The following is a 13,766-nucleotide window of genomic DNA, read 5'->3' as shown; positions in this document are numbered from 1 at the left end:
AACAAATGCGACCTTGTTGACGACGAAGAATTACTTGAATTAGTAGAAATGGAAGTTCGTGAACTTCTTTCTACTTACGACTTCCCAGGTGATGACACTCCAGTAATCCGTGGTTCAGCTCTTGCTGCTCTTAACGGTGAAGCAGGTCCTTACGGTGAAGAATCAGTTCTTGCTCTTGTAGCAGCTCTTGACTCTTACATCCCAGAACCAGAACGTGCTATCGACAAAGCATTCTTAATGCCAATCGAAGACGTATTCTCAATTTCTGGTCGTGGTACAGTAGTAACAGGCCGTGTAGAATCTGGTATCGTTAAAGTTGGTGAAGAAGTAGAGATCGTTGGTATTAAAGATACAGTTAAAACAACTGTAACTGGCGTAGAAATGTTCCGTAAACTTCTTGACGAAGGCCGTGCAGGCGAGAACTGTGGTGTATTACTTCGTGGTACTAAGCGTGAAGACGTACAACGTGGTCAAGTACTTGCTAAACCAGGTACAATCAAGCCGCACACTAAATTCGACGCAGAAGTATACGTACTTTCTAAAGAAGAAGGTGGTCGTCACACTCCATTCTTAAATGGTTACCGTCCACAGTTCTACTTCCGTACAACTGACGTAACTGGTGCGATCCAGTTGAAAGAAGGCGTTGAAATGGTAATGCCAGGCGACAACGTTGAAATGTCAGTAGAATTAATCCACCCAATCGCAATGGACCCAGGTCTACGTTTTGCGATCCGTGAAGGTGGTCGTACTGTAGGTGCTGGTGTTGTTGCGAAAGTAACTGCATAATCACTTTTCAGTGAAAAAAGCGCTCCTTTTGGGGCGCTTTTTTTATGCTTAATTGTTCGACAATTCAATAGAAAGCTGGCCTTAACTGATACTTCAATGTCCCTATTTGCACTTAAGCCTTTTTATTAAGTTTGTATGATAAGAATCAAGAAAACGAACAATAAAGTTTAAGTAACTACGGTTACTAGCAAGGAGCTTTCACTATGAACGCTAAAGTAAATATTACGAATCGTGCCGGAGCAAGCTTTCCTGTACGTCGTATGAACTTTGACTTTAATAATGTACCAGAATACTGGATGGATGGTTCTGCTGGGCTTACGCATTTTATGACAGCATTATCGGCGCTATTTCCTGCTGGTGAAAAATTCTTTATTGATAGTGTACGTGCGGTGCGTTATCACCCAGCAATTAAAGACAATGAAGAGCTACAAAAAGAAATTAGTGCGTTCATTGGTCAAGAGGCGATGCATACCCAAGAGCATGTGAACTTTAATGCATCTGCACAAAAGTTTGGTCATGATGTAGAGACGTTGGAAAAATTTACTGATACAGCTATTCAGACTGCGCGTAAGACTTTTGCAAAGATCGTAAAACCATTTGGTATGACGCAAGAAATGGTAGATTTAACCGCGACTACGGCTCTTGAGCATTTTACTGCAACGATTGCATCTCAGCTTTTAGTTAATACCCATATTCAAGAGCTTATGACAGATAAAACAATGTCAACCATGTGGTATTGGCATGCAATAGAAGAAAATGAGCATAAAGCCGTTGCTTTTGATGTGTACGAGGGTGTATTCGGTAAAGGGGTTAAAGCTTATGCATTACGTACAAGCTCACTTGTATTTGCGATGGCGCTTATTTTCGCAATTCAATCTTCGTTTGTGCTACGTCTTTTAAGACAAGATAAAAAATTAAACTTAGACGAATTGTCTGTGATTTATAAATATGGTTATAGCCCATCGAAAGGTATTATTACGGGTATGGCTAAAGAGATGTTGGCTTATTTTAAACCAGGCTTTCATCCTAATGATTTAGACACAGTGGGTCTATTAAAAACATGGAAAGCTAAACTTGGACTTTAAGTGAAAAACAAAGTGAAAAGGACTGTTAGCAGTCCTTTTTTGTTGTCTTGAAATTACTGCTCATTTTTAAAAATGATAGGTATTCATTTTGCTCCAGAAAGGGGCTGGTAATGACCTCATCTGATAATTTGCTGTCCTCATCTGCACTTAAATAGCGCTTTTAAAGGCGTATTATTATAAATATTAAGAAAATAAATAAGGATATAAGTGAATTGATGGTTCACTTAAAGGAGTCTGACATGAATGCTAAAGTAAATATTTCTAATCGTGCTGGAGCAAGCTTCCCTGTACGTCGTATGGACTTTGAATTTGCTCAAGTCCCACGCTATTGGGCAAATTACGATGCAGGATTGACTCACTTTATGACAGCATTATCGGCTCTTTTTCCTGAAGGCGAGCAGTTCTTTGTAAATAGTACGCGTGCAGTGCGAAATGATCCTAAATTAGCTGACCCAGCTCTTCAAAAAGAAATAAGTGCTTTTATTGGTCAGGAAGCTATGCATTCTAAAGAGCATTTAGCTTTTAATGCTTCTGCGCAAGCATATGGATATGATGTTCGCAAAATGGAAAAGCAAACAGGTACAGTCATTAAAATGGGGACAGCAGTTGTAACCAAGTTAATGAAACCTTTTGGTTATACTAAAGAGATGATTGATTTAACCGGTACTTGCGCTTTAGAACATTTTACATCGACGATTGCAGCTGAACTTTTACAAAATCCTGAAATTCAAGCCATGTTCCAAGATGACACCATGTATCACTTATGGATGTGGCACGCGGTAGAAGAAAATGAACATAAAGCTGTGGCATTTGATGTGTATACAAGTATGTATGGGCAAGGGCCAAAAGCTTATTTTATGCGCTCAACTGCTTTAATTATTGCAATGGCTTTAATCTTCGCAACTCAATCTTATTTTACTGCTAAGTTGCTTAAGACTGATGACAAGCTAACTTGGAAAGACACCAAATACATGCTTAAGTTTATGTATGGTCGTAAAGGTTTTATGACCCGTCAAATTCCTGAGTTACTTGATTTCTTAAGACCAAAATTCCATCCAAATGATTCAGATACGACAGCTTTATTAGCCACTTGGCGTGAAAAGTTAGGGCTTTAAAAAACTGTCCGGAAAAAGAGCAATTTAATTGCTCTTTTTTTTACTCGTTTTTTCTATTTAAGTTTCTATAATACGTTTACTTTGAAATCTAAAAATGTGCTGAAACTCATGATCCGTACTATGCAAGCCTCCGATATTGATAGTGTTGCCCAAATTGAGAAGCTTGTTCAAACACACCCATGGTCTAGGCAGCAATTTCTAGAATCTGTGAACTCTTATCAGTGTACGGTAATTGAGTTAAATAATAAGGTCGTCGGTTTTTGTATTTTACAACCTGTGTTAGATGAAGCGAACTTATTGCTTATGGCAATTGATCCTCAAATGCAAGGTAAAGGTTTAGGATATCAATTGTTGGAAACCTCGATTGAGCGGTTAGAAAATCAACCTGTACAAATTTTTCTAGAGGTTCGTGAAAGTAATAAAGCAGCCATTGGTTTATACGAAAAAACAGGTTTTCATCAAATTGATGTGCGTCGCAATTATTACCCAACTCAAGAGGGTGGGCGTGAAAATGCCGTTATTATGGTAAAAAGCTGTACCGACGATTTTGCGTCTTTATTCTAAAATGGCTGTCTTGTTGTTTTAACAACAAGACAAAATCACATTATTTAATAATTAAATTATTCCATTCAGAAGGTAACGTTGTCATGAGAGAGTTACCTAACTGATTAATCTCCTCTGGCGATAATGATCTATTTAAGCGGCGCCATTGCCCATCTAATAAAAGTTCTAGTGGAGTATATTGAGATTTATAATTCATTTTGGCTGAGTGAGGTACCCAATAGCCTAAATAAAGATATTCTAAACCAAGTGATTTTACATATTCGATCTGATTCAAAATTGAATAAACACCTAAAGATCTGCGGTGCTCGTCTGGGTCGAAAAATGTATAGACCGCAGATAATCCATCATCCATTAAATCACATGTAGAAACGCTAATAAGACGATTGTCTTTCCATAGCTCTAAGAAGAAACTATCTGTACAACTATGAACTAGGAATTTTTCAAATTGATCTAAACTTGGCGGAAACATATCACCATCGGCATGGCGCTCGTTAATGTAACGTTCATATAAATCATAATGAATTTGTGCAGCTTGCCGTGTTGGCAGAACAGTCATGGTAAGGTCTTGATTCCGCTTCCATGCTTTTTTTTGCATACTGTTCATTTGGAAGTCGGCAACTGGAACACGACAAGACAAACACTGTCTGCATAAATGACATTCAGGTCGATATACAAAGTCACCACTACGACGAAAACCTAATCGCGATAACTCTGAAAGAGTCACCACATCAATTCGGTGAATCGGGTCTAAAAAGACCATACGTGCTGACTTATTTTCTAAATAGCTGCAATCGTGAGGTGGAGTAATATAGTATTGCAGATCATTTAAAAGGGACTTCGGGTGATATGATTTCATGATTGGTCCCTCCTGTTGTCATTCCATTAATTTTGCATTTAATGCTATTGTTTTACTTGAAAATACACGTTCTTGATACTTTTTCCAATTGATAGAGGGGTGAATAATTACATCTTGTAACGATTTAAGATATTCCTGCCGAGAAAGTGTACAAGCCCCCAAGCTAATTAAATGACTATTTACCAGTTGGCAGTCGACCCAAGGAAGCCGATTTTCTTGACCGATTAACATTAAAGTATAAAAAGCCATTTTAGAAACATCGGTTTGAGTACTAAACATAGACTCGCCAAAACAACCCTTACCAATCGTAACTCCATATAAACCGCCTACCAGCTGTTTGTCTTGCCAAACTTCTATGCTGTAGCCATAACCTGAATTAAACAACGCGCAGTAACCTTGAATAATATCTTCGCTAATCCAGGTTTCGTTAGCATAACTTCGAGGTAGTGAACATGAACGAATGACTTGTTCAAAAGCACGGTTTGCCGTAATGGTGTAATCATGTTTTTTCATATTTCGAATGAGCGATTTACTTGGTTTATAGTTTTGAGGGTAAATCACACAGCGTGGTTCAGGACTCCACCAACAAATAGGTTCATCTTCATTAAACCAAGGAAAGAGTCCGTGAGTATATGCTTCATAGAGAGTAGAAGGGGAGAGGTCAGCACCAATGCAAATTAAACCATGACCATCTGGATCGGCTTCCTCTGGATCTGGAAAAATATATTGAGATAGAGGTAGTATGTTCATAAAACTAAAATAATGTGTGCTTAAGGGGTATGCTATAAAAATTAATTTGAGGCAGCCAGCAATTATTATAAATGATAAAAAAACAGCCGTTTTATAACGGCTGTTTGAAATATCTAAACTTAAAGATTATCTAGATATTTTTCTGCATCTAATGCTGCCATACAGCCTGAACCAGCTGAAGTAATGGCTTGACGGTAGATGCTGTCAGCAACATCACCCGCAGCGAAAACACCTGCTACAGAAGTTGCTGTTGCATTACCTGAAGTACCGCTTTGTACTTGAATATAGCCATCACGTAAGTTCAACTGGCCTTCAAACATTCCAGTGTTTGGCTTATGACCAATGGCAACGAATAAGCCTTGAACTTGTACATCTTGTTTGCTTTCATCTTTTGTAGATTTTAAGCGAACACCTGTTACGCCAGTATTGTCACCAAGGACTTCTTCAACTTCATGATTCCAAATAATACTGATCTTGCCTTCTTTTTCTTTAGCAAATAAGTGATCTTGTAAAATCTTCTCAGAGCGTAAAGAATCGCGGCGATGAACCAGCGTTACATGTTCAGCAATATTTGATAAATAAAGTGCTTCTTCAACAGCAGTATTACCACCACCTACAACCATTACTTTTTGGTTTTTATAGAAGAAGCCATCACATGTTGCACATGCGCTCACGCCTTGGCCCATAAACTTTTGTTCAGACTCTAAACCAAGATATTGAGCTGTCGCACCAGTTGCAATAATTAATGCATCACAAGTGTACTCATCCATATCACCTTTAAGAACAAAAGGACGTACATTTAAGTCCACTTCATTAATATGGTCATAGACGAGTTCAGTACCGAAGCGTTCAGCATGTGCTTGCATACGGTCCATTAAAGCAGGACCAGTCAAACCTTCAGGATCGCCCGGCCAGTTGTCAACTTCGGTTGTCGTTGTAAGTTGGCCGCCAAGTTGTAAACCAGCAATAAGTGTTGGTTTAAGATTTGCACGTGCTGCATATACAGCTGCACTATAACCCGCAGGACCAGAACCGAGAATAATTAACCGAGAATGACGAGCACTCATTGAGGGTATCCTTATTTATTTCGAGAATTTTGAAAATTATACGTGAAATTGCCGACCAATAGCGTGAAATCAATGTGGATAATATTGATCAGGACAATCGAATTAAGTTATATAACAATATAGAAGAGCCTTATGTTAACAACAACTGTAAAGAATCATGCACCTTTTTTGTAAGAACAGGTGCATAATATAAAGTTCATTCGTTGAAGATCTGAAATGTAGGTCTTCACATCTCTAAACCAATAATTAAATGGGTTACAGGACAGTATATGACTGCGGTGTCAAGTGTTTATGCACAGCGCTTATTGATGACATTATTCTTGGTCTCTTTTGGTATTTATATGTTTCTGGCGACAGTAACATATACGCCATTTGATCCGGGCTGGATGCATATTTCAAGTGATACTCAGCAAGTATCCAATGCAAGTGGTATTGCCGGTGCATGGATTGCAGATTTGCTGTTTGGCTTTTTAGGTTGGGCAAGTTTACTTATTCCAATTTTCTTATTTGTTGAAGCGATTCAAGTCTGGTGGCCGCATAGTTTTCTAAACCGTCCATTCCGTTATGCTGCTCAGTTCTTCTTAATTCTTGTTGTGTCTAGTTTGCTTTACTTACACTGGAATGTACCTGCAGATACTTTAGATAATGCGGCAGGTGGGATTATTGGTTATGAATTAGGGCAGAGCTTATCTCAACTGTTAACAATTTATGGTGCGACCTTATTTTTATTGGTTTTCGGAGTGGTATTATTCACTTTGGCATTTGGGGTGCAGTGGAGCAAAACATGGGTTACGCTCAAAGCAATGCCGAGTTATTTACAAGATTTATTCTATAAGAATGTATCGCCAAATGAATCTGCTTATGATTTAACTACACAGCCTGTAAATAAAACAGCAACGGTAAAAGTTGCCGAGATGCCTAAAGCTGAAGTTAATGATGAAGCAGAGCTAAATGTTCAGCCAGAAAAAACTCAAGCCAAAGCTAGCTCTACACGACACGATGAAATGGCGGAGCGTTTATTTGCCGATGTGTTAGCGAAAGAGCAAAGTCAGCCTGAAACTGTTGAAGAAAAACCAGCTCCTCAACCAGAAAACTTTGAGCGTACGCTTGAACAAGCTCAACAGCTTAAAAAAGACAGTGAGCGTTTAGTAGCGACAGGTGAGGTTTGGCGTGCCCTACAGCGCGATGATGCAAGTCATAAGCAAGAAATTGATGCACTGTTAAGAGCTGCTGATGATTCGAATGAACATCCAAGTCATGAGCAATTCCAAGAAACGGCTTATCAGGCTAAACAAGCACAACCTCAAGCATCGAATATTCATCAAGGCTTAGATTGGAATGATGATGAGATTTTTGATGAATTGCTTGCAGCAGTTCCAAATAGTAAAACTGCTACTGATGTACATACGCCGTTCGTTCAAGATCATCATGTTGAACCAGCAGTAGCACCACAAACATCTCATTCATCAGTTGAAACATCTGTACCTGTATCAAATTTAAATCAGTCACCTAAAAACTTATCAAATGAACAAGTATTTGATGATTTTGATGACTTATTAATTGATGAAGATATTGCCCCAGCACCTCAATCGGTCAAAGCAAGTAGCTATGCGCAATCTTCAGCATTTGTAAAAGCTCCTATTCAAACTACGATTGGTGCAGAGAAGCTTTCAAAAGAAGAATTTATTGAAGCTTGGCAAGAAACTGCTGGAAAACCAGAAGACAATCTTGAGGATGAATTCGATTTTGATGCGCCATTAACAGATGCATCAGGTCGACCAATGTCGCGTGCAATGCAGGTAGCCAAAAAGCGTTTAGATTTACCAACATTACCGGGCTTTGAATTACTTGATAAGGTTGACCCAAATAAGAAAGTTAACTTTACCGAAGAGCAGCTTTCGCGTTTGTCTGAATTGCTTGAGATTAAATTACAAGAGTTTAACGTGAAGGCGCAGGTTGTTGAAGCTCAGCCGGGTCCAGTTGTTACACGTTTTGAATTAGATTTAGCACCGGGTGTGAAAGCATCTAAAGTGACTAATATTTCCCGTGACTTGGCGCGCTCAATGTCTATGGCGTCTGTACGTGTTGTAGAGGTTATTCCGGGTAAACCATATATTGGTATTGAAGTACCAAATAGTGCCCGTGAAATGGTACGTTTAATTGAGCTGTTGGAAACACCAGCATATCGTGACCCAAGTGCTCTGATTAGTATGGCAATGGGTAAAGATATTTCGGGTAATCCGGTACTAACAGACTTGGCAAAAGCACCGCATATGTTAGTTGCGGGTACAACTGGCTCGGGTAAATCTGTTGCCGTTAACTCGATGATTTTGTCGATGTTACTTAAATATACGCCAGATCAATTACGTTTAATTTTAATTGACCCGAAACAGCTTGAATTGGCTAACTATAACGATATTCCGCATTTATTAACGCCTGTAGTCACTGACATGAAAGATGCAGTTAGTGCATTAAACTGGTGTGTAAATGAAATGGAACGCCGTTATAAGCTTATGTCGTTCCTTAAAATTCGTAAGTTAAGTGACTACAACCGAAAAGTTGAAGAAGCAATTGCGAATGGAGAAGACTTGATTGATCCAACATGGAAACCAAGTGATTCAGCGACACAAGAGCGTGCACCTCGTTTAACGCCATTACCATCAATCGTGATTGTGGCAGATGAGTTTGCCGACATGATCATGCAGGTAGGCAAGAAAGCAGAAGAAATGATTACGCGTTTGGCGCAAAAATCTCGTGCTGCTGGTATTCACCTGTTACTTGCAACTCAGCGTCCATCGGTAGATGTTATTACGGGTCTTATTAAAGCCAATATTCCAACGCGTGTAGCTTTACGTGTAAACAGTAAAATTGACTCACGTACTATTTTGGATGCAGGTGGTGCAGAAGACTTGTTAGGCCATGGTGATATGCTGTTCTTAGGGCCAGGTAAAATTGAGCCAGAACGTGTACATGGTGCATTTATTAGTGATGATGAAGTTAACCGTATTTGTGATGCATGGCGTGAACGTGGTGAACCAGACTACGTAGATGAGATCTTAACACCATTTGATGAAGAGCCAGCTTCGCGTGGCTTTGAAGAGGGTGATGGTGCTTCAGACCGTGATGCACTTTATGATCAATGTGTATCGTTTGTCCTAGAAACTCGTAAGGCATCTACATCATCATTACAGCGTAAGTTTAGCTTAGGTTATAACCGTGCTGCCCGTATTATCGACCAAATGGAAGAGAACGGTATTGTGAGTGCTATGGGCGCCAATGGTAAGCGAGATATTTTAGTTTAATATCTACATTTAAAATTAAGCCTCTTCGGAGGCTTTTTTATTGTTAAAAATAATCATTATTCAGTTGTAGTTTGAGATTTTATCAAATAGTAAAAAATGCTAATGTGTGTTTCTAAATAAAAAACAATGAAACAAATCAGGAGGACAACATGTTAGTCGCGTTAATTACGTTAGCTTTTATTCATTTTTGTGCGCTTATTACTCCCGGGCCTGATTTTTTTCTGGTATCGCAGACCGCAGTGAGCCGCTCTCGTAAAGAAGCCATGTTGGTTGTGGCAGGAATAACAGCAGGTGTTATGTTTTGGGCTTCTTTAGCATTGATGGGCTTAAATATTATTTTTGAGAAAATGGCTTGGTTAAAGCAAGGGTTACTCATCGCAGGTGGTTTATACCTATGTTGGTTAGGCTATCAAATGTTGCGTTCAGCATTTTCAAAAGATCAGCAGCAAGAGGTTACAGCTGTTGAGTTGCCTAAAGCACCTTACTTATTTTTTATGAAGGGATTACTCACCAATTTATCGAATCCTAAAGCCGTGATTTATTTTGGTAGTGTATTCTCTTTATTTTTAGCTAACCCTCAGCTTGATCAAGTTCATTGGTTGCTTTTTATTATTGTGTCGGTTGAAACGATTTTATGGTTCTGCTTTGTGACTTTTATTTTCTCATTACCGAGTTTCAGAGTGGCTTACCGTAATTTTTCAAAATGGATTGATGGGATTTCAGGTGGTATTTTCACCGTGTTTGGTATTTTCTTGATTGGAAACCGGTAAATTCAGACAATAAAAAAGCCTCTTAAAGAGGCTTTTTTTATTCTTAAGCTTAAGCAAATTTTGCTAAAACTTCTAAAAACGGCGCTGATTGACGCGGAAACTTAGCAATTACGTCATGGATGCGTTCGCCTTCCGGATTTGTTGCATTGATATCTCGTCCATCTGCAACGAATTTAGTCAAAAGGCGTTCATAGTCATTTGGACGCATATGTTTGAAAGCATGGTAGAGCACATGAAAGTCTGCATTCACACCATTTGGAGGAAGTTGGTTGAGGTAGACAAAAACACGCTCATCGGACCATTCTTCATTGAAAGTTGCTGGCTGTGATAATGCCATGACAATCTCCTCATTTTAAAAAAGGCAAAATAACTTGCGTTATTTTGCCTTGATTCTGATTTATTGAATAGTCAGAAATAGAATTATCGTTCTTCAGGTAAATTGATATTCATTTCTAACATTTCGATATTTGCTTCAGAACGAACTTGCATTTGGATATGCTGTTCGCCTACACCGCTTACATAGCGACTGACCACCTGCATGATTTCTTTCTTCATTTGGTCAATCTTGTCTTGACTTAAACGACGGCCTAAACCTTGTTCTGATGCAACAATAACTTTTAAACGATCTTTGGCAGTTTGAGCACTTGATGGTTTTTCTTCACTGCTAAATAATTTACTCCAGAATCCTGCCATATCTACGCTCCAAATAGTCGTGCTAACCAGCCTTTAGGTTGAGCTGTGATGTGTCGATAAGGGCGGTCTTCGCCAAGAAAGCGAGCAACCAAGTCATCATACGCTTGGCCAGCTTTAGTTTCTGAGTACAGAATAACTGGCTTACCTTCGTTTGATGCTTGTAATACACTTGGACATTCAGGAATAACACCTAATGTCGGTACGCGTAAAATATCTTTAGAAATATCATCAATCGTCAGCATTTCCTGGCGGTCAGCACGTTCAGGGTTAAAACGTGTAATACATAAATGCTTACGTATACGTCCTTCGTTGTGTTCAACTTTTTTAGTTTTGCTGTCTAACATTCCGATGATGCGGTCAGAGTCACGTACTGAAGAAATTTCAGGGTTTGTCACAATGATTGCTTCATCTGCATGGTACATTGCTAAAATCGCACCACGCTCGATCCCCGCAGGTGAGTCACAAATAATGTAATCAAATTCTTGAGAAAGCTCATCAATTACACGAGCAACACCTTCGTCGCTCAAAGCATCTTTATCACGGGTTTGTGAAGCCGGCAAAATGTAAAGGTTTTCGATATCTTTATCGCGAATAAGGGCTTGTTGCAGACGTGCTTCATTATTAATTACATTGACGAAATCATAAACAACACGACGCTCACACCCCATAATTAAATCAAGGTTACGTAAGCCTACATCAAAGTCAATCACAACAGTTTTATGACCACGAAGGGCTAAACCTGTTGCAAAAGATGCACTCGTTGTAGTTTTACCTACACCACCTTTGCCTGATGTTACGACAACAATTTTGGCCACCGAATCCACTCCTATTATGGTCATACATACACCCTTAAAAGGGCTGTTTTTTGGTGATTTGCTTAATAAACTAAAGTTCTAGAGCTTCAAATTCAAGCTCTTGCTTTTCATTTAAATAAATATGTACTGGCTTTTTTACCACATGTTTAGGGATATCATCTGCGACACAATATGTTCCGGCAATGGAAACGAGTTCAGCCTCTAAAGATTGGCAAAAAATGCGTGCAGCAGCGTGCCCACCCGCACCAGCAATGACTCTACCACGAACCGTGCCATAAATATGTATATTTCCTGAAGCAATCACTTCAGATCCACTATTCATGCCAGCTTTTAAAATAATATCGCCTTGGTCTTGTACAAGAGATTGGCCTGTACGCAAAATTTCATCATGATAAGAGGTAATATGGGCAACTGCATTATTATTTAGTGGTTTTTTTGTTTCTGTTGAAGCTTGTGCAGGGGCAGCTTTCTCTACAATTGCAACTTGCTCCGCAGTTGCTTTAATGCGTTGTAATGGCTGATCTGCCGGTAATACAGGGAACTGAATGGCGCGTGCTTCATCACCTAAAATACCGTCAATAACCGCCATAGGCTGTAAACCTAAGCTGACTAACAACTGAATTAAAGCAATGAGCTCTTGCTCAACAGTACTATCTATAATAACGACAGTTCCCTGATAGGAACCTTCATTTAGAATATTTGATAATTGCTGGCGGATCACATCATGATCATTCGTATCGAAGGTTATCCTGCTAAAGTTAACCATTCTGCCGGTAATCCGGATATCAGCCATAAGTCTTCCTTCAAGGCGTTAAAACGAGCTGTAATATCGTTAAGTTTATTGTAAATAGAGCAAATGCTAGAACAAATCGTGCCAATTCTCTAGCGTGTTTCATAAAAAATTAAGTAAATGCTTATTCTTTGATTCGATCATGCTCCGCAAGGGTTTGTTGCCACTGTTTGACTTTAACTTGTTTGCGAATTGCTTCGAGACTTTCAAATACTACAGACTCTACAAGTTGTTCAAGCTCACGGTTATTAATATTCACGTTACTTATTTTTTCTGAAATTAATTGATAAGTTGCATTGGGCTGTTCTTTTGACCCTTCAATTAAAGGTTCAATTAAACCTGCACTGATATTTTCCCCAAGTCTTTGACCAATACTTTGTATTTGCTGTTCAATACGGCCTCCGACTAAAGGAATTAAGCGTAATAATTGGGTTAATTCTGGCGTATCTTCTATGGCTTGATCAACAATTTGTCCAACACCTTTTGTAATTGCGGGCTTTTGTTCTTTTAATGCTGTAGCTAAGGATTCTTGTAATATGGAGGTCAGGGTAACCGTAAATTGTTCACGATGATGGTTAACCAGCTCATGAATAATTTGCTTATGTGTTGAGCTTGTTTGAAGCTCATTACGAATGCCATCAATAACCGTAATAACCACGCGATCAGATAGCTCTTCCATAACGACACGATAATAAAATAAACCGTTTTTTCTCCAGCTTTCAGGAATAACCGGATAGCCTAATTCATATAAGCGATAGGCAATAATGCCGGCACGAAACAAACGTAAAAAACGCAATTGCGGTATGATGGCTAAAATTTCATACCAGTGAATAAATGGAAAGAAGAACCAACGTTTATGGTGTTTATAAACAATAGAAATGCCCCAACGGACAAAAAATTCAGTAATTAAAAAGCCAATAAACCAAGCTTCTGTCGTAATTACCCATGGGTGTAAATAGGTTTTATAAAAGCTGAGTACTTGGGGCAAGTGAATATGTTCGAAAAACCATGCCCCAATACTGCTCATTAAAAAGAAATTTGCTGCAAGACAGAACAGATTGAAAATAATAATAAACACCATAAAGATGTCATAAACCAAAAACAGCTTAAATGAAATGCTGTTTGGGTCCATATGGTAATATTGTGCTTGTTTTCTGGAACTGTTTTGCATAG

Annotated in this window: 14 protein-coding genes; 6 read left to right on the top strand and 8 right to left on the bottom strand. The window is 38.9% G+C overall.

The window, feature by feature from the left end:
* The 4 genes from J576_RS06220 to rimI form a co-directional block, all read left to right on the top strand.
* Window positions 1-786, top strand: a 786-nt coding sequence (locus tag J576_RS06220; protein ID WP_031959841.1) for an elongation factor Tu, incomplete at its 5' end; no start/stop codon positions are given.
* 203 nt (window positions 787-989) lie between these two features.
* Window positions 990-1,871, top strand: coding sequence for a metal-dependent hydrolase (locus J576_RS06215; protein WP_002052024.1), 882 nt, complete (start codon window positions 990-992; stop codon window positions 1,869-1,871).
* A 239-nt stretch (window positions 1,872-2,110) separates the two neighbouring features.
* A complete protein-coding gene (locus tag J576_RS06210) occupies window positions 2,111-2,986 on the top strand; it encodes a metal-dependent hydrolase (protein WP_002052039.1) in 876 nt (291 codons plus the stop codon).
* Between the two features lie 108 nt (window positions 2,987-3,094).
* Window positions 3,095-3,550: a ribosomal protein S18-alanine N-acetyltransferase gene (gene rimI, locus J576_RS06205; RefSeq protein WP_002052080.1), complete on the top strand. Its 456-nt coding sequence runs from the start codon at window positions 3,095-3,097 to the stop codon at window positions 3,548-3,550.
* Window positions 3,551-3,590: 40 nt separating this feature from the next.
* Here rimI and J576_RS06200 read toward each other — a convergent pair whose 3' ends face one another.
* The 3 genes from J576_RS06200 to trxB form a co-directional block, all read right to left on the bottom strand.
* On the bottom strand, window positions 3,591-4,406 hold the full coding sequence (locus J576_RS06200; RefSeq protein ID WP_002052085.1) for an arginyltransferase: 816 nt from the start codon (window positions 4,404-4,406) through the stop codon (window positions 3,591-3,593).
* A gap of 18 nt (window positions 4,407-4,424) precedes the next feature.
* A complete protein-coding gene (gene aat / locus J576_RS06195; protein ID WP_002052006.1) occupies window positions 4,425-5,156 on the bottom strand; it encodes a leucyl/phenylalanyl-tRNA--protein transferase in 732 nt (243 codons plus the stop codon).
* A 119-nt stretch (window positions 5,157-5,275) separates the two neighbouring features.
* Window positions 5,276-6,223, bottom strand: coding sequence for a thioredoxin-disulfide reductase (trxB, locus tag J576_RS06190; protein WP_002052068.1), 948 nt, complete (start codon window positions 6,221-6,223; stop codon window positions 5,276-5,278).
* Window positions 6,224-6,492: 269 nt separating this feature from the next.
* On the opposite strand from trxB, the gene J576_RS06185 reads away from it, so the two are divergent.
* Entirely contained in the window at window positions 6,493-9,525 is a 3,033-nt protein-coding gene (locus tag J576_RS06185) for a DNA translocase FtsK (RefSeq protein ID WP_002052037.1), read from the top strand.
* 149 nt (window positions 9,526-9,674) lie between these two features.
* Complete coding sequence (gene rhtC, locus J576_RS06180; RefSeq protein ID WP_002052086.1) at window positions 9,675-10,295, top strand: threonine export protein RhtC; 621 nt, start codon at window positions 9,675-9,677, stop codon at window positions 10,293-10,295.
* Between the two features lie 49 nt (window positions 10,296-10,344).
* Here rhtC and J576_RS06175 read toward each other — a convergent pair whose 3' ends face one another.
* The 5 genes from J576_RS06175 to J576_RS06155 all read right to left on the bottom strand — a co-directional run bounded on the left by J576_RS06175 (window position 10,345) and on the right by J576_RS06155 (window position 13,764).
* Window positions 10,345-10,632 carry a PA4642 family protein gene (locus J576_RS06175; protein WP_002052004.1) on the bottom strand — a complete coding sequence of 96 codons (288 nt, stop codon included), beginning with the start codon at window positions 10,630-10,632 and terminating at the stop codon, window positions 10,345-10,347.
* Window positions 10,633-10,715: 83 nt separating this feature from the next.
* On the bottom strand, window positions 10,716-10,988 hold the full coding sequence (gene minE / locus J576_RS06170) for a cell division topological specificity factor MinE (protein ID WP_000896934.1): 273 nt from the start codon (window positions 10,986-10,988) through the stop codon (window positions 10,716-10,718).
* Window positions 10,989-10,990: 2 nt separating this feature from the next.
* Window positions 10,991-11,803, bottom strand: coding sequence for a septum site-determining protein MinD (minD, locus tag J576_RS06165; RefSeq protein WP_001074362.1), 813 nt, complete (start codon window positions 11,801-11,803; stop codon window positions 10,991-10,993).
* 70 nt (window positions 11,804-11,873) lie between these two features.
* Window positions 11,874-12,596: a septum site-determining protein MinC gene (minC, locus tag J576_RS06160; protein WP_002052013.1), complete on the bottom strand. Its 723-nt coding sequence runs from the start codon at window positions 12,594-12,596 to the stop codon at window positions 11,874-11,876.
* A gap of 121 nt (window positions 12,597-12,717) precedes the next feature.
* Window positions 12,718-13,764, bottom strand: a complete 1,047-nt coding sequence (locus tag J576_RS06155; RefSeq protein ID WP_004710238.1) for a hypothetical protein — start codon at window positions 13,762-13,764, stop codon at window positions 12,718-12,720.
* Window positions 13,765-13,766 lie beyond the last annotated feature (2 nt).

The organism is Acinetobacter sp. 766875, assembly GCF_000582055.1.
Lineage (GTDB): Bacteria > Pseudomonadota > Gammaproteobacteria > Pseudomonadales > Moraxellaceae > Acinetobacter > Acinetobacter nosocomialis.
The sequence above is the reverse complement of the archived record's forward strand: the minus strand, read 5'-3'. Positions and strand labels throughout refer to the sequence as shown.

Coding starts and splice junctions, on each gene's coding strand:
- rhtC (WP_002052086.1), top strand. CDS start 9,675: ATGTTAGTCGCGTTAATTACGTTAGCTTTTATTCATTTTTGTGCGCTT.
- J576_RS06175 (WP_002052004.1), bottom strand. CDS start 10,632: ATGGCATTATCACAGCCAGCAACTTTCAATGAAGAATGGTCCGATGAG.
- J576_RS06215 (WP_002052024.1), top strand. CDS start 990: ATGAACGCTAAAGTAAATATTACGAATCGTGCCGGAGCAAGCTTTCCT.
- rimI (WP_002052080.1), top strand. CDS start 3,095: ATGATCCGTACTATGCAAGCCTCCGATATTGATAGTGTTGCCCAAATT.
- J576_RS06155 (WP_004710238.1), bottom strand. CDS start 13,764: ATGCAAAACAGTTCCAGAAAACAAGCACAATATTACCATATGGACCCA.
- minE (WP_000896934.1), bottom strand. CDS start 10,988: ATGGCAGGATTCTGGAGTAAATTATTTAGCAGTGAAGAAAAACCATCA.
- J576_RS06185 (WP_002052037.1), top strand. CDS start 6,493: ATGACTGCGGTGTCAAGTGTTTATGCACAGCGCTTATTGATGACATTA.
- J576_RS06200 (WP_002052085.1), bottom strand. CDS start 4,406: ATGAAATCATATCACCCGAAGTCCCTTTTAAATGATCTGCAATACTAT.
- minC (WP_002052013.1), bottom strand. CDS start 12,596: ATGGCTGATATCCGGATTACCGGCAGAATGGTTAACTTTAGCAGGATA.
- aat (WP_002052006.1), bottom strand. CDS start 5,156: ATGAACATACTACCTCTATCTCAATATATTTTTCCAGATCCAGAGGAA.
- trxB (WP_002052068.1), bottom strand. CDS start 6,223: ATGAGTGCTCGTCATTCTCGGTTAATTATTCTCGGTTCTGGTCCTGCG.
- J576_RS06210 (WP_002052039.1), top strand. CDS start 2,111: ATGAATGCTAAAGTAAATATTTCTAATCGTGCTGGAGCAAGCTTCCCT.